Here is a 17,816-nt window from a genome sequence, read left to right on the forward strand (position 1 = left end):
TTCCGTCGGCACCCGGTCCCGTCACTAGGAGGTCCAGTGAGCAAGCTGTATATCGTCGTGGAGCGCAAGGAAGACTGGTCGTCCTACTATCCCAGCGAAGATGTCATCACCGCCCAGGAATACCTGGAGCAATCCAACGAGCAGGACAACGGCAAGCGGGTGCAGGTCATCAACCTCTGCCGCAGCCAGAAGTACCTCGGCCACGGCTATTATTGCTCGCTGCTGGCCGAAGCCCGTGGGCACAAGGTCATTCCCTCGGTCCGGACCATCAGCGAGCTGGCGCGCAAGGCCCTCTATGGCCTGGCGCTGGAGGATCTCGACAAGCTGCTGACCAAGGCCCTGGCCGGTCATCCCTATGGCAGCGCCGATGGCTTCACCCTCACGCTCTATTTCGGCACCACCGACATCGAGCCCTTGCAGGACCTGGCGCGCCAGCTGTTCGAGGCCTTTCCCTGTCCGCTGCTGCTGGTGGAATTCCGTCGCCACCGCGCCGGCTGGCACATCGGTGGCCTCAAGCTGGGCAGCATCCACAAGCTGCACGAGACCCAGGAAGACCTCTTCGCCAACGCCCTCGATCGTTTCAGCCGGCGCGTCTGGCTCAAACCCGGGCGGCGCGAGAAATACCGCTTCGACCTGGCCATCCTGCACGACCCCAAGGAGGCCTTCCCGCCGTCCGACGCCAAGGCGCTGAAGAACTTCGTGCGGGTCGGCAAGCACCTGGGGCTGGACGTAGAGCTGATCGAGAAGAAGGACTATGCGCGACTGGGCGAATTCGACGCCCTGTTCATCCGCGAGACCACCGCCATCGATCACCACACCTATCGCTTCGCCAAGAAGGCCGAGAGCGAGGGCCTGGTGGTCATGGACGATCCGCGTTCCATTCTCAGGTGCACCAACAAGGTCTACCTTGCCGACCTGCTGCGGGCCCACAAGCTGGACATGCCGGCCACCGAGATCCTCTACAAGGACAATCCCGCCCAGCTCGAAGGCTTGGGCGAACGCCTGGGCTTTCCGCTGGTGCTGAAGATTCCCGATGGCTCCTTTTCCCGCGGCGTGATCAAGGTCGAGGACCAGGCCCAGCTACGTAAGGCCAGCGCCGAGCTGTTCGAGCGCTCGGTCCTGCTCTTGGCCCAGGAATTCTTCTACACCGAGTACGACTGGCGCATCGGGGTGCTCAACCAGGAGCCGGTCTTCGCCTGCCAGTACTTCATGTCCAAGGGCCATTGGCAGATCTACGACCATAGTGCCAGCGCCACCGAGGTCAGCGGCGATTTCCGTACCCTGGCGGTACAGGACGCGCCCCATGCCGTGGTGGAGCTGGCGGTACGCACCGCCAACCTGATCGGCGATGGCCTCTATGGCGTGGATCTGAAGCAGGCGGGCGACAAGCTGGCGGTGATCGAGGTCAACGACAACCCCAACATCGACTGCGGGGTGGAGGACCTGGTGCTCAAGGACGATCTCTACGCCCTGGTGCTGGAGGAGTTCATCCGGCGGCTGGAGTCGCAGCGCGGCGGGCAGCCCTGGTAACGGGCCAGGTACGCGGCGCGGACAGGGCTGCGTCCCGTCCGCGCCTCAAGGCGCCGTCAGGCGCCGTGGCACTTCTTGAATTTCTTCTCGCTACCGCACGGGCAGGGATCGTTGCGGCCGACTTCCTTCAGCGGATTGCGCACCGGCTCCTGGGCATGACCGTGGTTGCAATGCGGGCCGTGGACGTGATGCGCATGGCCATGGTCGTGATCGTGGTCGTGATTGCAATCGGGACCGTGGACGTGTTGGTTCATTTCATGACTCCGGGGATGTAGGCGCCAGGAACGAACTGTCCCTGGCGAGAAAAATGGACACTGCGCCCGAACAGCCAGCCGGTCTTGACCAGGCCGCGCAGTCGGTAGTTGATCGGCTGGTCGCTGTCTTCCAGCATGCGCCCCACGTCCTTCACGTAGCGCCACAGGTTGGTCTGTACCGGCACGGCGAAGCTGCGCTGGCCGTGGGCCGGCACCGAGGAGTGCAGGCCAGCCGTGCCCTGGGACAGCAGCAGATCGTTCAGGTAGACCGTGTAGGCCAGGCTGCGGATGGGCAGGGCGCTGTCGTTGGGATTCTGGACGCGGAAGTGCAGCACGAAGTCCTGACTCCACAGCCGCGCGCGGATCAGTTCTACGCCGGTAAGCTCCACCTGGGGTTCGTCGTAGCTGCGCCCGATGTAGGTACAACCACCGAGGCTGCTCAGCAGAACCCCAAGCAGGGTAAGAATCAAAGCCTGGCGAAGCATGCGGCACTCCCGTTTTCTGCGCAGTTTAACGAGCACCGCTTGCTGCACAAGTCGGGGCCGCTTCGGCACAGGCTAACAAAAAAACGCTAGGTCCCGACGACTCCGTGGGCTGGACCGCTCGCGTCCGGCGTTGCATCCTGCGCCTCTCGTCGTGACCGAGGAGGTCGTCATGTCCGCTGCTCTCTACGAAATCGCCTTCCAGGGCGAACTGATCGCCGGCGCCGACGCGCAGCAGACGCGACAGAATCTGATGCGCCTGTTTCAGGCTGATGAACAGCGCATCGCCGTACTGTTTTCCGGTCGTCGCATGATCATCAAGAATCGCCTGGACGCCGCCACCGCCGAGCGCTATCGCGCCACCCTGGCCCAGGCCGGGGCCCTGGTCGAAGTGGCACCCATGGCCGAGACGGGCGAGCCGGCTGCTGCACCTGCCGAGACGCGCACGCCGGCCACGTCGCCGGTTGCTGCCGTGTCCGGCGAGCGTACCTCCCTGAATGTCGCCCCACGGGATGCGGTGATGGCCGCCTTCAGCGAGGTGCGGGCGCCTGACTTCGGGCTGGCGCCGGTCGGCGCCGACCTCCAGGACGCCGCTGAATCCGCGCCCGCTCCCCGTGTCGATACCGCTCACCTGAGCCTGGCGCCAGTGGGCAGCGACCTTGGGCCGGCCACCGAGGCGCTGCCGGTGGCCGTGCCGGATACCGATCACCTGACGCTGGTCAGGCAATAGCGACGCTAGAGATAGTCGGCGCAGCACTTCTTGAACTTGGCGCCGCTGCCGCACAGGCAGGCGTCGTTGCGACCGGGCAGGGGGCGCACGGTAGGGTCAAGAAAGTACCAGCGCCCGTCCCGCTGGACGAAACCCGAGCGCTCTTCGTGCCGATGGGCGCCGCGCCCATCCTCCCAGCGCGCCACGAAGGCGACCCGCGCATGGGCCGGATCGCCGGGCTCGGCGTGGTGCTCCAGCACCTGCAGACCCTGCCAGCGGCTGCCCAGGCTCCAGGCCGTCAGGGCCTCCCGATCCAGCCGCTGCTGCTGCGCCGGAGTGGTGGTGGCCACCAGATAGTCGATCAGCCCCAGCACGTAGGCGCTGTAGCGCGAGCGCATCAGCCGTTCGGCATCGGGCGCTGGCGTGCCGGCATGGTAGCGGCTGCAACAGTCGCCCAGCGCGCGTTCCGAGCCACAGGGGCAGGGGGCCAAGGAATCCATCTCACCACCAGTACTTGCCGAAATTCTGCGGATTGGCCCAGAACTTGGCATTGAGCCAGTCCGGGACCTGCTTGTAGTCGTGCAGATCATAGCTGAACAGAGTGACCACCTGGCCGTCGCGGGCGAAGCGCTCGCTGGCCTGGAGGGCGAGGGCATAGAAGTCCGTCGCCTGCCATTCGCTGGCCGCCAGGTCCACCAGCACGGCCAGCCGCGAGGTGTTGAAATTGCGCAGGCCGCCCAGCAGCTCGCGGCCCTGGCGCAGCGGTAGGTGTTCCAGGCAGTCGGCGACGATCACCAGATCATAGCGCTCGGCCAGCAGGGCGAGATCGTCCAGGGGTACCGAGGCCTGTACCAGGCGGCATTGGGGGTGGGCGTCGACATAGGCCTGCAGCGCGGGCAGGGGCTCACGCGCGACGCAGAGCAGGCGAGACGGCTGATGATGCGCCAACAGGCTTGCCAGAGCCTGCTGTGGGGTACGGGACGAGAATAAATTTGCCATTAAGGGAACCCTAATTAAATCTCTGTTGACTAAGCAACCAGCGTTGTCAAGACGTGTACGCCACCATTAGTCTGACAGCGCAATAAAGCCAAAGACGAGCACAACTCGCGGTACCTGGTCTATAGGAGACCCCTTCATGAGCAAGAGCATCGCAAGGACAGCTTTACCCCTCATTCTGGCGAGCACTGTGCTGGCCGGTTGCGCGGGCGGCGTACAGAAATCCGATTGGCCCGTGTGTGCGGCCGTTGGCGCCCTGGTAGGCGGCGCGGCTGGCGCCACCCAGAACGGCAACGTCGCTGGCATGGCAGCCCTGGGCTTCGGCACCACCGCCGGCGCCTATTGCTGGGTGCATGGCAAGGGCAACGAGCAGGTCGCTCGCATGGAACCGGCTCCCGCCCCGGCGCCGGCGCCCGCACCGGCCCCCGCTCCGGCTCCGCTGCCCAAGCAGGAAGTGATCACCGCACGTGACCTGCACTTCGCCTTCGACTCCGCGAAGATCAATCCGCGTGACCAGGCTCAGCTCGATGGCATCGCCGGACGTCTGCGTGGTGAAGCGGCCAGTACCCGCCTGTCGATCACTGGCTACACCGACAGCGTCGGTACCAACGCCTACAACCAGCGGTTGTCCGAGCGTCGTGCCAAATCGGTCAGCGAGTACCTGATCCAGGCCGGCGTGCCTTCCGCCAGCATCGTCTCGGTGAAGGGCCTGGGTGAATCCAACCCGGTCGCCACCAACGAGACCGCCGAAGGGCGTGCCCAGAACCGCCGCGTCGAAATCCAGATCGACCGCGAGTGATGCAAAGGCGGCGGACTTCGGTTCGCCGCCTTTACTTTTTCCAGCCACAGGCGTTATGGTCCAATCCATCTCGTTCTCCTGCTGGAATCCATGAAAACCCTGTCCCTTACCGGCAAAATCCTTCTCCTGCTGTTCTGGCTCGCTGCAGCCGCCGCTCTTGCCTTGCCCCTCGCGCGTCCCTTCCCTCAGTTGCTCGCCCTGGTTGCCCTGGCCCTCCTGCTGTTGCACCTGGGAGAACTGTTCGCCAGCCGCCGTGCCCTGCGCCTGCGTCGCCACCCCTGGCTCGACCGCCTGAGCCTGCTGGTCTTCGGCGCCTTCCATCGCCTGCCTCCGCAGTTGCCTGGCGCCTGATAAACGCCCGTTCGAAGGCTCGCGAGCTATTTCCAACGCCGTCTGGCCGACGCTTAGTAGTAGCCTTTGAACAGGCGCGTCGCCTGCGACCATAACGTGGGCCCCATCCTGACGACAGGCGCGTTATCATAGCGCCCTAGATCCATTACTGTAGATGCATACAGCGCTCGTCCGCCGGACGGGGCGCTTTTTTGCCATCGCCCGGAACCAGGCATGCTCAGCACCGAACTCAAGACCCAGATCCAGGGCGCCTACACGCGTTTCCTCGAAGCCAAGTCGCTCAAGCCACGCTATGGCCAGCGGCTGATGATCGCGGAAACCGCCAAGGGCCTGGGCGCCATCGCCCAGGACGAGGAAGGCCATCGCGAAGGTGAACCGGCGGTGGTGGCGGTGGAGGCGGGCACCGGCACCGGCAAGACCGTCGCCTATGCCCTGGCGGCCATTCCCGCGGCCAAGGCGGCCGGCAAGCGCCTGGTGATCGCCACTGCCACCGTGGCGCTACAAGAGCAGATCGTGCACAAGGATCTGCCGGACATCCTGCGCAACAGCGGCCTGTCCTTCAGCTTCGCCCTGGCCAAGGGCCGCGGGCGCTATATGTGCCTGTCCAAGCTGGACATGCTCTTGCAGGAAGGCCAGGCGCAGAACGCTACCGCCCAGCTGTTCGCCGAGGATGGTTTCAAGATCGACGTGGACGACGCGTCCAACGAGTTGTTCGGCAAGATGATCGAGCGCCTGGCCGGCAATCGCTGGGATGGCGACCGCGACAGCTGGCCGGAGGCCATCGAGGACGTGCAGTGGTCACGCATCACCACCGACCACAGCCAGTGCACCAATCGCCATTGTCCCAACTTCCAGCAGTGCGCCTTCTACCGGGCGCGCGAAGGCATGACCAAGGTCGATGTCATCGTCACCAACCATGACTTGGTGCTGGCCGACCTGGCCCTGGGGGGCGGCGCCATCCTGCCCGACCCGCGTGACACCCTCTATGTGTTCGACGAGGGCCACCACCTACCGGACAAGGCCATCGGTCACTTCGCTCATTTCACCCGGCTGAGATCCACCGCCGAATGGCTGGAGCAGATCGCCAAGAACCTCACCAAGCTGCTGGCCCAGCATCCGCTACCGGGCGATCTCGGTCGCCTGGTGGAGCAGGTGCCGGAGCTGGCGCGGGAGATCAGGACCCAGCAGCAATTCATGTTCACCGCCTGCGAGGCGCTGGGCGATTTCCGCGCCGGCGAGGACATGGAAGGCCGTGAACGTCCCCGTCATCGCTTCGTCGGCGGGGTGATCCCCGAAGACCTGCGCGAGATGGGCATCGAGCTGAAGAAGGGTTTCGCCAAGCTCACCGATCTGTTCACTCGCCTGACCGAGATGCTCAAGCAGGCCATGGACGGCGAGTCCAGCATCGGCCTGGCCAGCTACCAGGCCGAGGAGTGGTATCCGCTGTTCGGCAGCCTGCTGGCGCGCGCCCAGGGCAACTGGGAGCTGTGGACGGCCTTTACCTGCGAGGACCCGGAAGACAGCCCGCCCATGGCGCGCTGGATGACCCTGGCGGAAACGGGCTCGCTGTATGACATCGAGGTCAACGCCAGCCCCATCCTGGCGGCGGAGATGCTGCGCCGCCACCTGTGGAACGTCGCCTATGGCGCCCTGGTGACCTCGGCGACCCTGACCGCCCTCGGCACCTTCGATCGCTTCCGCATGAGATCCGGCCTGCCGCGCTCGGCGGCCACCGCCGTGGTGCCCAGCCCTTTCCGCCATGCCGAGGCGGGGGTGCTGCGGGTGCCCGACCTCAAGGCCGATCCGCGCAATGCCGCTGAACACACCGCGGCCATTGTCCGCGAATTGCCGGCCATGCTCGAAGGCGCCCGCGGCGCCCTGGTGCTGTTTTCCTCGCGGCGGCAGATGCAGGACGTCTTCGACGGCCTGGAGCGCGACTGGCGCAAGCGGGTGCTGATCCAGGGCAACCTGTCCAAGCAGGAGACCCTCAACAAGCACAAGAAACGGGTCGACGACGGTGAGGCCAGCGTGCTGTTCGGCCTGGCCAGCTTCGCCGAGGGCGTCGACCTGCCCGGGGCCTATTGCGAGCACGTGGTCATCGCCAAGATCCCCTTCGCCGTGCCGGACGATCCGGTGGAGGCCGCCCTGGCCGAATGGATCGAGGCGCGCGGCGGCAATCCCTTCATGGAGATCGCCGTGCCCGATGCCTCGCTGCGCCTGATCCAGGCCTGCGGCCGGCTGCTGCGCACCGAACAGGACAGGGGCACCATCTCGCTGCTGGATCGTCGCCTGGTCACCCAGCGCTACGGCAAGGCGATCCTCAATGCCCTGCCGCCGTTCCGGCGGGAGATTCAGTAGCGGTCATCGCGGCCATGGACCGCTCCTACAGGGGATGACGCTTCGGTAGGAGCGGCCCATGGCCGCGATGCGTGCCAAACTTTTAGCAAGGAAATCCCCATGACCGTCCACGGCTACCACGACCTGAAATTCGAATCCGTCCGCGAGGCCTTCGCTGAGTTGCTCGCAGCGGGCCAGACCCGGGGCGCGGCCCTGTGCGTCCAGGTCGGCGGGGAAACCGTGTTGGATCTCTGGGGCGGCCTGGCCGACAAGGACGGCCAGACACCCTGGCACACCGACACCCTGTTGAATCTGTTCTCCTGCACCAAGGCCTTCACCACGGTGGCCGCCCTGCAACTGGTGGAGGAGGGCAAGCTGGCCCTGGATGCGCCGGTAGCCGAGCGCTGGCCGGAATTCGCCGCCGCTGGCAAGGCCGAGGTCACCCTGCGCCAGTTGCTCAGCCATCGCTCCGGCGTCTCGGCCCTGCGTGAGCGCCTGGCGGGCGATGCCCTCTATGACTGGGCGCAGATGACCGCCGCGGTCGCCGCCGAGGCGCCCTGGTGGACGCCCGGCACCGCCCATGGCTATGCCCCCATCACCTTCGGTTGGCTGCTCGGCGAGCTGATTCGCCGCGCCGATGGTCGTGCGCCAGGTGACGCCATCGTCGCGCGCACCGCCGGACGGCTCGGCCTGGATTTCCACATAGGCCTGCCGGCGAGCGAGGACGAGCGCGTCGCCCACATCGTCCGTGGCAAGGGCGTGCTGGGCGATGCCGCGGCGCAGCGCCTGCTCAAGACCAGCATGAGCGATCCTGCGGCCTTGCCGACCCTGGCCTTCGGCAATCCGTCCGGGGTACTCACCAGCACCAACAAGCCCGAGTGGCGTCGTTTCGAACAGCCGGCGGCCAACGGCCACGGCCATGCGCGCAGCCTGGCCGGCTTCTATGCCGGCCTGTTGGCGGGCGATCTGCTGGAATGGGACACCCTGAGCGAGGCCTTGCGCGAGCACAGCCAGGGCGAGGATCGCACCCTGCTGACGCCGACCCGCTTCGGCCTGGGCTTCATGCTCGATCAGCCGCAGCAGGCCAACGCCACCTACGGCCTCGGCCCTCAGGCGTTCGGCCATCCGGGTGCTGGCGGCTCGACCGGCTTCGCCGATCCGGAGCGTGAGGTGGCCTTCGGCTTCGTCACCAACACCCTGGGGCCCTTTGTACTGATGGACCCGCGTGCCCAGGCCCTGGCCAGGGCAGTGAAGGACTGCCTCTGAGAACCTTTTCACGATCTCGCGAGCCAGAGCCAAACAAGGTCTAGGCGGCCCCACGAAAACGGCTGAGGAAGCGGATCGGACCCGCGCTCGGGTTTACGAGTGGTAAATGAGCATTGCGACGGGGCCGCCCAGGCCGGGCTGGCGGCCCAGGCCGTTTTCAACGCCGTTTGGCCGACGCGCAGCAGATCGTGAACAGGTTCTGAGGTCTGGCGGTCGCTGCGACCTTTGGCGCCAGGCGCCCGCTTATGCTTAGCTAAGCGGCTGCAGGGACCGGCAGGGTAGCGGCGCCGGTGCCATCCACCTTCCGCAGGGAGTCCGTCATGACCTCTGGCGCGCCAGCGCGCGGCACCATAGCCACCGAATTGCTGCGCGAGGCGCTGGCGGCCTACGTCACGCCCGAGCGCTCCGCGGCGGAGCTGCTCGTCGAGTTGGGCCTGAGCCCGGCCTGCCTGGCCGAGTCGCGGGTGCCGGTGGTGCTCTATGGTCGGATCTGGCGCCGCCTGGCGCTGCGCTTCGATGACGAGTTCTTCGGCATGGACCCGCGCCGCCTGCGCTCCGGCAGCTTCGCCTTCCTCTGCCGCCTGTGCCTGACCCAGCCCCGCCTGGGCGATGCCCTGGAACTGGCCCTGGGCTTCCTGAACCTCGGTTTCGATGAGCTGGAGGCGCAGCTGGTCCGTCAGCGCAGCCTGGCCTCCATCCAGCTGCGCGAGCCCGAGGCTCGGGAAAGCCGCGCCTTCACCTACTTCACCTATTGGCTGATCCTGTACGGAGTGGCCTGCTGGTTGATCGGCCGGCGCATACCGCTCTTGGCGGTGGAGCTGCGCTGTCCCGAACCGGCCTTCACCGACGACTACCGGGTGCTGTTTTCCGACAACCTCAGATTCGGCCAGCCGCAGACCCGGCTGATCTTGGCCGCCGAGGTGCTGGATGCCCCGGTGCGGCGTAGCCAGGCGGACGTGGCGCGCTTTCTCGCCGGGGCGCCGAACAACATCCTGCAGCGCTATCGCGATGCCGAGAGCCTGGCCGAGCGCCTCAAGGCCCGGCTGCGCGACTTGCCCGGCGACCAATGGCCGACCGGCGAGGCCATGGCGCAGCAGTTGCACCTGTCCTCGGCCACGTTGCGCCGTCGCCTGGCGGAGCAGGGGCAGTCCTACCAGGCGCTCAAGGACAGCGTACGCCGCGAGCGCGCCATCGCCTGGCTGGCCGATCAGGGCCGCAGCCTGGACGACATCGCCGTGGACCTGGGCTTCTCCGACGTGCGCGCCTTCTACAAGGGCTTTCGCAAATGGACCGGGACCAACCCCGGCCACTATCGCCAACTGATCCTGGCCGGTGCCGTCCCGGCCTGACTGTCCAAACCGCTCAACCCGGTTGCAGCTAAAGGTCATTGCCTGGCGCGGGGCGCGCGCTAGAGTCGATCTCATTCGATAACAACAAGATCGAGGAAGGGATCATGCAGGACTATGCCGACGTCTATGCCCGGTTCGATTACCGCGCCACCGTCGCGGCGCGCCTGAGTGGCTCGCTCGCAGCCCTCAACGCCTGCGTCGAGTGCTGCGATCGCCATGCGCTGCCGGGCCGGATCGCCCTGTTCTGGGAAGGCCGCGACGGCCAGCGGGAGTCCTGGACCTTCCTCGAGCTACAGCAGCGCGCCGCGCAATTCGCCGGTTTTCTCGCCAGCCAGGGCATAGGCCCCGGGGATCGGGTGGCCGGCCTGTTGCCGCGGACCCCGGAGCTGCTGATCGCCATTCTCGGCACCTGGCGGATTGGCGCTGTCTATCAGCCGCTGTTCACCGCCTTCGGGCCCAAGGCCATCGAGCACCGCCTGGCGGTCTCCCAGGCGCGACTGGTGGTGACCGATGCCGGCAATCGCGGCAAGCTGGCCGAGGTGCCTGGCTGCCCCGCGATCCTCACCGTGGGCCAGCGGCGCGGCCAGGGCATCGAGCGGGGCGATTTCAGCTTCTGGCACGAGCTGGAGCGCCAGCCGACCCTTTTCGAGCCCGTGCTGCGTACCGCGGACGATCCCTTCCTCTTGATGTGTACCTCGGGCACCACCGGACCGGCCAAGCCGCTGGCGGTGCCGCTCAAGGCCATCGCCGCCTTCATGGGCTATATGACGGAGGCCGTCGACCTGCGACCCAGCGATGCCTTCTGGAACCTGGCCGATCCGGGCTGGGCCTATGGCCTCTACTATGCGGTCATTGGCCCCCTGGCGCTGGGTCATCCCACACTGTTCTACGACGGCCCCTTTTCGGCGGAAAGCACCTGTCGCCTGGTGCGGGAGCATGGCATCACCAACCTGGCCGGTTCGCCCACCGCCTACCGCCTGCTCATCGCGGGCGGCGAGGCGGTCGGTAAGCGTCTGCGCGGGCGGCTGCGGGTGGTGAGCAGTGCCGGCGAACCGCTCAATCCAGAGGTCATCCGCTGGTTCGCCGAGCAACTGCAGGCGCCGATTCACGATCACTATGGCCAGACCGAGCTGGGCATGGTGCTGTGCAACCACCACGCCCTGCGCCATCCGGTACGGCCGGGAACGGCCGGCTTCGCCAGTCCCGGTCACCGCGTGGTAGTGCTGGACGAGGGGACGCTGCAGGAATTGCCGGTGGGGGTCCCCGGCATCCTGGCGCTGGATCTCGAACGCTCGCCGCTGTGTTGGTTCGGCGGCTACCTGAGCGGCCCGACCCAGGCCTTCGTCGATCACTACTACCTGACCGGCGACACCTGCGAGCTGAATGCCGACGGCAGCATCAGCTTCGTCGGCCGCGCCGACGACGTCATCACCACCTCCGGCTATCGCGTCGGTCCCTTCGAGCTGGAAAGTGCGCTCATCGAGCATCCGGCGGTGATCGAGGCGGCGGTGATCGGCAAGCCGGACCCGGAGCGTACCGAGATCATCAAGGCCTTCGTGGTGCTGCAGCCCGGCTACCCGCCGAGCCCGGCGCTGGTCGAGGAGCTGCGGCTGCATGTGCGCCAGCGCCAGGCCGCCCACGCCTATCCGCGGGAGATCGAATTCGTCACCGAGCTACCCAAGACGCCCAGCGGCAAGCTGCAGCGTTTCATCCTGCGCAACCAGGAAATCGCCAGGGCCGAGCCGTCCCGGCAAAGCGCCTAGCCCTATAGTGTGGTGTTTCAGAAGTTACCTACACAATTTTGGCGGCGCTTTTTTGGCCGCAGCGGCGGACCGTCTGGGCGGCGTTGCCACTCCTCGCCATAGCCCTGCTATGACTCGTCGCGGCGCCTAGCCCAGTCGGAACGCCGAACCGCCAAAAAATCACTCGCCAATTCTTGTGCGAACTTCTGAAACACCACACTAGCCTCGCGAGGAGACCCTCCATGCTGATCACCGAAGAACAACAAGGCATCGTCGACATGGCCCGTCGCTTCGCCCAGGAGCGCTTGCAACCCCAGTCCGCCGACTGGGACCGCACCGGCAGCTTTCCCCGCCAAGCCTTGCGCGAGATGGGCGAGCTGGGCTTCATGGGGATGCTGGTGCCGGATACCTGGGGCGGCTGCGATACCGGCTACGTGGCCTATTCCCTGGCCCTGGAAGAAATCGCCGCAGGTGATGGCGCCTGCTCCACCATCATGAGCGTGCACAATTCAGTGGGCTGCGTGCCCATCGACCGCTTCGGCAGTGATGAGCAGAAAGCGCGCTTCCTCACGCCCCTTGCCAGTGGCGAGATGATCGGCGCCTTCGCCCTCACCGAACCCCAGGCGGGCTCCGATGCCAGTGACCTGCGCACCCGGGCGCGGCGCGACGGCGACCATTACGTCATCAGCGGCGCCAAGCAATTCATCACCTCCGGCAGCCAGGCCGGGGTGGTGCTGGTCTTCGCGGTCACCGATCCGGCAGCGGGCAAGAAGGGCATCTCCGCCTTCCTGGTGCCCACCGACAGCCCTGGCTACCAGGTGGTGCGCGTCGAGCACAAGCTCGGGCTGCACGCCTCCGACACCTGCCAGATCCAGCTCGATGACGTGCGGGTGCCCGCGGCCTATCGCCTGGGCGCCGAAGGCGAGGGCTATCGCATCGCCCTGGCCAACCTGGAGGGCGGACGCATCGGCATCGCCGCCCAGGCGGTCGGCATGGCCCGCGCGGCGTTCGACTATGCCAAGGGTTACGCCCGCGAGCGGCAGACCTTCGGCAAGCCCATCGTCGAGCACCAGGCGGTGGCCTTCCGCCTGGCCGACATGGCCACCGAGATCGCCGTGGCCCGGCAGATGGTGCTGCACGCAGCGGCGCTGCGCGATGCTGGGCGGCCGGCGTTGGTGGAAGCCTCCATGGCCAAGCTGTTCGCCTCGGAGATGGCCGAGCGGGTCTGCTCCGCGGCCTTGCAGACCCTGGGCGGCTACGGCTACCTGAACGACTATCCGTTGGAACGGATCTATCGCGACGCCCGCATCTGCCAGATCTACGAAGGCACCAGCGACATCCAGCGGCTGGTCATCGCGCGTCATCTGGGGGACTAGCCGGTGGTCGCCGTCGCGTCGCACCCGGCCGGCGACGGCAGCGGCGAGCGCCTGCGTCAGGCCGCCCTGGAGTTGTTCAGCCGGGACGGCTATCACGGCGTCAGCCTGCGCCGCCTGGCGAATGTCGTCGGCCTGCTGCCCGGCTCGCTCTACCACCATTTCGAAGGCAAGCAGGACCTGCTGTTCGAGTTGATCGAGGACTACGAACTGGACGTCCTACAGCTGTTCAGGAATGCAGGGCGGGGCCGGCGATCCGCCCTGACACCCTCGAGTCTGCTCGAGGATTACCTGGTGCTGGTCCAGCGGCAACGGACCTCAGTGCAGGTGGCGCAGCATGAGTTTCGCCACTTGAATCCCAGGCAGCAGGCGCGCATTGGCACGCTCAGGCAGCAGCAGGTGCAGGCCTTCAGCCAGGCACTCGGCGGCGTTTCTCATGACCCTGGCCTGACGTTGGACGCCCTGGCCCAGCTGTTGCGGGCCATGGCCCAGGCACAGGCCGAAGCCGCCGTGGCGACTACCGAGCAGGTAGCGGTCCTGGCTGGCTTGGTCGCGGCGCTAGTGCGCCGTTAGAACCTATTCACTATCTCGCGAGCTAGAGACAAACAAGGCCTAGGCGGCCCCACGAAAATGGCTGAGGAAGCGGATCGGACCCGCGCTCGGGTTTACGAGTGGTAAATGAGCATTGCGACGGGGCCGCCCAGGCCGGGCTGGCGACCCAGGGCATTTTCAACGCGGTTTGGCCGACGCGCAGCAGATCGTGAACGGGTCCTTAGATCTTCCCGCCACCGCTTCAGGAATGGGCTGTGCCGGGTGCCTTGGCCTGCTTCTGACCTTCGAGCATCTCCACCGCGGTACGGGTGGCTTCGCTGGCCCGGATCGCCAGTTTGCGCACCTCGTCGGCGACCACCGCGAAACCACGACCAGCGCTGCCGGCCCGTGCCGCCTCGATGGCCGCGTTGAGCGCAAGCAGGTTGGTTTGCTGGGTGATGCCCTGGATGGTGCTGACGATCCCCGTCAGGCGTTGCAGGGTGGCCTGGGCCCCGGCGCCCTGCTGTTCGTACTCCTGCCGCAACCAGCGTTCTTCTTCCTGACTCTGGATGTCGCTGATGGCGCCAACCGTGCGCAGCGCCGTGCCATCCGTTGCGCGCTGGCTGTCACCACGCCCGCGGAACCAGCGATAGTCACCCGTGCGCAACCGCAGGCGATAGGAGACGTCGAAGGGCGTCTTGCCGCTGCGGTCGCCGACATGGTCGACGAAGGCCTGTACCGCGCGGTCGCTGTCTTCCGGATGGAGATGGGAAAGCCAGCTGTTGAGCACATCGGGAAATTCCGCCACCGACTCGTACCCGAGCAGGCGCCGCATCTGCGGGGAGAACCAGATGACATTGGCGGGATTGGCCGGATCGCCGTTCTTGATGTCGATGTCCCACAAGGCGTCCTGGATGCAGTCGCGGGCGATGTCGAAGCGTGTTTCGAGCAAGGCATGGGCCTGGTCGCGGCTGCGCCGCTCGTGATCGTCCTGCAGCGTACCCAGCAGCAGCGGCGGTTGCCCGGCGCTGCCAGCCAGGCGCCGGCCGTGCAGGGTGAAGCCACGATAGGCGCCAGCACCGTCTGGCAGGCGCAGGGCGAAGGTGAACTCGCCCGGTCCCTGGGGCGCGAGCAGGGCCTGGCGAACGTCCGCGCGCTCGTCTGGATGGATCAGCTCCAACCAGGCGTGCAACCGCGTCGGCAAGGCACCAAGGCCGGGGAGGTCGGCGGACCAGCGCAGGGCTGGCTCATCCCGCGTCTGACCCGCAAGCGGCGGCCTGAACTCCCAGCAGGCGCCCTTGGCCGGGGCCACCCCTTGCCAGCGTTGCTCGGCCAGGGACAGTTGCCGTTGCAGGTCCTGGAGTTGGGCGTCCAGTTGCCCGGTTTGCCGCTGTAGGTCGTTGACGTGCTGGGCAAGGTCGGTCCGCTCGGCAAGCTGCCGCGTGAGGATGCTTTCCAGGCGTTTCAGCCGGGTGTCCGCCGTCACGAGCGGTTCCAGCCTCGCGCCGGTCTCCAGGGCGTCGATGAGGAGATCGAGCTGGTGATTGAAGGTACGACTGAACAGGTCCATCGGCCACTCCTTTGCGATAGGGCCCGGTGCCAACCGTGGCGCCGGGCAGGCAGTCCTGCATTCAAGCGGTTTGATAGAGACGGCGTTCGAGCCAGGCATGGCCTTGTAGGCGGGTAGCGCGTTTGGCCAGGGCCAGCACCCCCAGGTCGACCAGCGGTTCGAGCAGGATGACGCTCAGGTAGGCACCGCCGAAGCTGGTGATCGCGATCAGGTTGCTGCTGCTGAAGCCTTGGCCATAGAGCGCCCAGAAGGCCACCCAGGCGACGATGCCGGCCTGGAAGGCGGTGGACAGGGCCAGCGCCTGTCGATACCTGAGCACGACGTAGGGCGTGCCGGGGGCGATCAGGCGTTTGGCCAGCGCCGCCGTGGCGAACAGCGGTAGCAGCAGGGTGGTGACGTTCATGCCGTACTGCGGCAGGTCGAAGGGCGCGAAGAACAGTCCCTGCAGCAACAGGCCCAAGGCCAGGCCCAGGGCGGCGGGCGCGGCGCCGAACAGCAGGAACAGCGTCGAGCCAAGGATGAGATGGACCTCGGAGACGCCGACGGGGTGATGGGGGAGCACCTCGAAGAAGGCGAACACCAGGGCGGTGGTCGCCAGGCTGCGCGCCAGCAGCGACACCAGGCCACGTTCGCGCAGCGTCGCTCCCAGCAGTTTCAGGCCGTAGGCGCCGGCACCGGCGGCGGTCAGGTAGCTCAGGCCGATCTTGCCGGCATCCACGAGTCCAGGTTCGATATGCATGACGATCTCCAGGCCGCCCAGGGGCGGCACAAGGGTTGAGGGGTGAGGGCTAGCGCGCCTGGCTGACGGCTACCGGCGCGCGACGAGGTGGGTGGTGGTGTACGGCGTGGGGCGGGCAGCTGGCATGGGTCAGCGCCACCGCCTGGCCATGGGGCGTATTGAGATAGGCCTGGCGCCATGCTTCGGTACGCTCGGCGATGGCCGCCGCCGTAGTCAGGCCCAGGCTTTCCACCAGGCGTTCGGTGGCCAGCAACCATTGCCGGTAGTAGGCGTCGTTGACGCTTTCGTTGGCGGTCGCCGGCGTCTCCTGGATCACGGCGCTGAAGATCGCCACCCAGTCCTGCCAGGCGAAGAGTCCGCTGCGGTGCAGATGGACCACCAGGGAAAAGGCCTGGGCCTGCCAGGGGCTGTCGAAGGCCGGGCCCTCGTCGCGGGGCGACAGTGGCGGTACGGGTACGAGAGTCGTCATACGGCCTCCAGATAGCTATCCCAGAGATCGATGCAGATGGAGTCAGGGCTGTCACTGCCCCACAGCTCCCGGGCGCTGAAGCGCACCGCATAGACCTGTTGCGGTTGTTCGCCCAGCCCATGGGCGACGGTGTCAGGCGTGATGAACAGCCCCTGCACCCGCTCGATGGTGCCGAGCTTGCCGCGGGCATAGCGCGGCAGCCGGGTGTGGCCTGTGGGATTGAGGTTGCGGGTGCGCACCTGATCGCCGCGTTGGAAGCGTCCCTGCTCGCCGTGGGTGGTGCGAGCCGAGGCACCACCGAACACCACTGGCTGGACCAGGTCGGGGGTCAGCACCGTGACGGGCTGGGTCGGCGGCGTCGGCTCCATCAGGCCCTGCAGTTCCTCGCGGCTGATCACACCCTTTTCCACCAGGAGCGTCTCGAAGGCATGCAACCAGTGCTCGTAGTAGCTCGATTCCAGGTACTCGCTGGGCGCCATGCGCTCGATGGCGTGGCGGAATTCGTCGACGTTGAAATAGCCGCCGACGAACAGCGAGGGGAAGAGGGCGAACACCCGCCGCTCCCAGTCGGCGTGAAACACCGGCTCGCGGGCGGGTGGGGCGACAGGGCCAAGGCCATGCATGCCGCCGAGATCGTGGATACCGTTCATGGGCTAAGCTCCTCTGCTAGGCGGTCGCTGGCGTCAGCGCCAGCCCGGTGCCGATCATGGAATCGCGGGTGACCAGGGTGGCCAGTCGCTCCTCGGTCCAGCCCGCTGTGCCGTCCGGGCGCTGCGGCAGCACCAGGTAGCGCAGTTCGGCGCTGCTGTCCCAGACGCGGATCTCGCGGTCCGCGGCGATGCTCAGGCCGAACTCCGCCAGCACCCCGCGCGGATCCATGACGATGCGCGAGCGATAGGGCGCGGACTTGTACCAGGCGGGGGGCAGCCCCAGGGTCGGCCAGGGATAGCAGGAACACAGGGTGCAGACGGTGACGTTGTGCACCGCCGGGGTGTTCTCCACCACCACCATGTCCTCGCCCTGGACCCCGGAAAAGCCCAACTCGGCGATGGCGGCGGTGGCATCCTCCAGCAAGCGGCGGCGGTATTCAGGATCGGCCCAGGCCTTGGCCACCACCTGGGCACCGTTGCGCGGGCCGATCTGGTGCTCGTAGGTATCGATCAGGGCGTCCATGGCGACCGGATCGATCAAGCCCTTTTCCAGTAGTAGCGACTCCAGCGCCTTGACGCGCAGCGCGACCTCTTCCGGCGGCTCGGTGTGGTCGTGGTCGTGATGATGCTCATGGCTCATGTTGTCTTCTCCTCGGTGCAACGAAGGCG

At 66.7% G+C, this 17,816-nt stretch carries 18 protein-coding genes and 1 pseudogene; 10 read left to right on the top strand and 9 right to left on the bottom strand.

Features of this window, described 5'->3' with window-relative positions:
- Nucleotides 1–36: 36 nt before the first annotated feature.
- Nucleotides 37–1,530, top strand: a complete 1,494-nt coding sequence (locus tag RND78_RS12830; protein ID WP_312729238.1) for a RimK family protein — start codon at nucleotides 37–39, stop codon at nucleotides 1,528–1,530.
- 56 nt (nucleotides 1,531–1,586) lie between these two features.
- Here RND78_RS12830 and RND78_RS12835 read toward each other — a convergent pair whose 3' ends face one another.
- Entirely contained in the window at nucleotides 1,587–1,784 is a 198-nt protein-coding gene (locus RND78_RS12835; protein ID WP_058762382.1) for an SEC-C metal-binding domain-containing protein, read from the bottom strand.
- Nucleotides 1,781–2,269 carry an LEA type 2 family protein gene (locus RND78_RS12840; protein ID WP_312729241.1) on the bottom strand — a complete coding sequence of 163 codons (489 nt, stop codon included), beginning with the start codon at nucleotides 2,267–2,269 and terminating at the stop codon, nucleotides 1,781–1,783. Before RND78_RS12840 ends, RND78_RS12835 begins: the two co-directional genes overlap by 4 nt.
- A 169-nt stretch (nucleotides 2,270–2,438) precedes the next feature.
- Here RND78_RS12840 and RND78_RS12845 point away from each other — a divergent pair, with 169 nt between their 5' ends.
- A complete protein-coding gene (locus tag RND78_RS12845) occupies nucleotides 2,439–2,996 on the top strand; it encodes a hypothetical protein (RefSeq protein WP_312729243.1) in 558 nt (185 codons plus the stop codon).
- A 5-nt stretch (nucleotides 2,997–3,001) separates the two neighbouring features.
- Here the strand turns inward: RND78_RS12845 and RND78_RS12850 are convergent, their stop codons facing one another.
- Together RND78_RS12850 and RND78_RS12855 are read right to left on the bottom strand one after the other, a co-directional pair.
- Complete coding sequence (locus RND78_RS12850; RefSeq protein WP_312729244.1) at nucleotides 3,002–3,475, bottom strand: YchJ family protein; 474 nt, start codon at nucleotides 3,473–3,475, stop codon at nucleotides 3,002–3,004.
- Between the two features lies 1 nt (nucleotide 3,476).
- The gene (locus RND78_RS12855; protein ID WP_312729245.1) at nucleotides 3,477–3,974 is read right to left on the bottom strand and encodes a DUF6231 family protein; all 498 of its coding nucleotides are present in this window, start codon (nucleotides 3,972–3,974) and stop codon (nucleotides 3,477–3,479) included.
- Nucleotides 3,975–4,110: 136 nt separating this feature from the next.
- Here RND78_RS12855 and RND78_RS12860 point away from each other — a divergent pair, with 136 nt between their 5' ends.
- The 8 genes from RND78_RS12860 (at nucleotide 4,111) to RND78_RS12895 (ending at nucleotide 13,761) form a co-directional block, all read left to right on the top strand.
- Nucleotides 4,111–4,770 (top strand): OmpA family protein, encoded by a 660-nt coding sequence (locus RND78_RS12860; RefSeq protein WP_295464077.1) that lies wholly within the window; start codon nucleotides 4,111–4,113, stop codon nucleotides 4,768–4,770.
- A gap of 90 nt (nucleotides 4,771–4,860) precedes the next feature.
- Nucleotides 4,861–5,121, top strand: coding sequence for a DUF1145 domain-containing protein (locus tag RND78_RS12865; RefSeq protein WP_312729247.1), 261 nt, complete (start codon nucleotides 4,861–4,863; stop codon nucleotides 5,119–5,121).
- Between the two features lie 213 nt (nucleotides 5,122–5,334).
- Nucleotides 5,335–7,479 (top strand): ATP-dependent DNA helicase DinG, encoded by a 2,145-nt coding sequence (dinG, locus tag RND78_RS12870; RefSeq protein WP_312729248.1) that lies wholly within the window; start codon nucleotides 5,335–5,337, stop codon nucleotides 7,477–7,479.
- Nucleotides 7,480–7,578: 99 nt separating this feature from the next.
- Complete coding sequence (locus RND78_RS12875) at nucleotides 7,579–8,724, top strand: serine hydrolase domain-containing protein (protein ID WP_312729250.1); 1,146 nt, start codon at nucleotides 7,579–7,581, stop codon at nucleotides 8,722–8,724.
- A 320-nt stretch (nucleotides 8,725–9,044) separates the two neighbouring features.
- Nucleotides 9,045–10,073 carry an AraC family transcriptional regulator gene (locus tag RND78_RS12880; RefSeq protein WP_312729251.1) on the top strand — a complete coding sequence of 343 codons (1,029 nt, stop codon included), beginning with the start codon at nucleotides 9,045–9,047 and terminating at the stop codon, nucleotides 10,071–10,073.
- A 104-nt stretch (nucleotides 10,074–10,177) separates the two neighbouring features.
- A complete protein-coding gene (locus tag RND78_RS12885) occupies nucleotides 10,178–11,836 on the top strand; it encodes an AMP-binding protein (RefSeq protein ID WP_312729252.1) in 1,659 nt (552 codons plus the stop codon).
- A 221-nt stretch (nucleotides 11,837–12,057) separates the two neighbouring features.
- Nucleotides 12,058–13,191, top strand: coding sequence for an acyl-CoA dehydrogenase family protein (locus RND78_RS12890; protein ID WP_312729254.1), 1,134 nt, complete (start codon nucleotides 12,058–12,060; stop codon nucleotides 13,189–13,191).
- A 3-nt stretch (nucleotides 13,192–13,194) separates the two neighbouring features.
- Complete coding sequence (locus tag RND78_RS12895; protein WP_312729255.1) at nucleotides 13,195–13,761, top strand: TetR/AcrR family transcriptional regulator; 567 nt, start codon at nucleotides 13,195–13,197, stop codon at nucleotides 13,759–13,761.
- A 220-nt stretch (nucleotides 13,762–13,981) separates the two neighbouring features.
- On the opposite strand, the pseudogene RND78_RS28270 reads toward RND78_RS12895, so the two are convergent.
- From RND78_RS28270 to nthA, 5 genes and pseudogenes are all read right to left on the bottom strand, one after another.
- Nucleotides 13,982–14,722, bottom strand: a pseudogene (locus tag RND78_RS28270) (methyl-accepting chemotaxis protein); the annotation flags it as partial.
- A gap of 628 nt (nucleotides 14,723–15,350) precedes the next feature.
- Nucleotides 15,351–16,028 (bottom strand): energy-coupling factor ABC transporter permease, encoded by a 678-nt coding sequence (locus RND78_RS12905; protein ID WP_312729259.1) that lies wholly within the window; start codon nucleotides 16,026–16,028, stop codon nucleotides 15,351–15,353.
- A gap of 49 nt (nucleotides 16,029–16,077) precedes the next feature.
- Entirely contained in the window at nucleotides 16,078–16,497 is a 420-nt protein-coding gene (locus tag RND78_RS12910) for a nitrile hydratase accessory protein (RefSeq protein ID WP_312729261.1), read from the bottom strand.
- Complete coding sequence (gene nthB, locus RND78_RS12915; protein ID WP_312729263.1) at nucleotides 16,494–17,147, bottom strand: nitrile hydratase subunit beta; 654 nt, start codon at nucleotides 17,145–17,147, stop codon at nucleotides 16,494–16,496. Before nthB ends, RND78_RS12910 begins: the two co-directional genes overlap by 4 nt.
- 16 nt (nucleotides 17,148–17,163) lie before the next feature.
- Nucleotides 17,164–17,787 (bottom strand): nitrile hydratase subunit alpha, encoded by a 624-nt coding sequence (gene nthA, locus RND78_RS12920; RefSeq protein ID WP_312729265.1) that lies wholly within the window; start codon nucleotides 17,785–17,787, stop codon nucleotides 17,164–17,166.
- Between the last annotated feature and the right edge of the window lie 29 nt (nucleotides 17,788–17,816).

The organism is Pseudomonas oryzihabitans (assembly GCF_032027545.1).
Taxonomy (GTDB): Bacteria; Pseudomonadota; Gammaproteobacteria; order Pseudomonadales; family Pseudomonadaceae; genus Chryseomonas; species Chryseomonas oryzihabitans_F.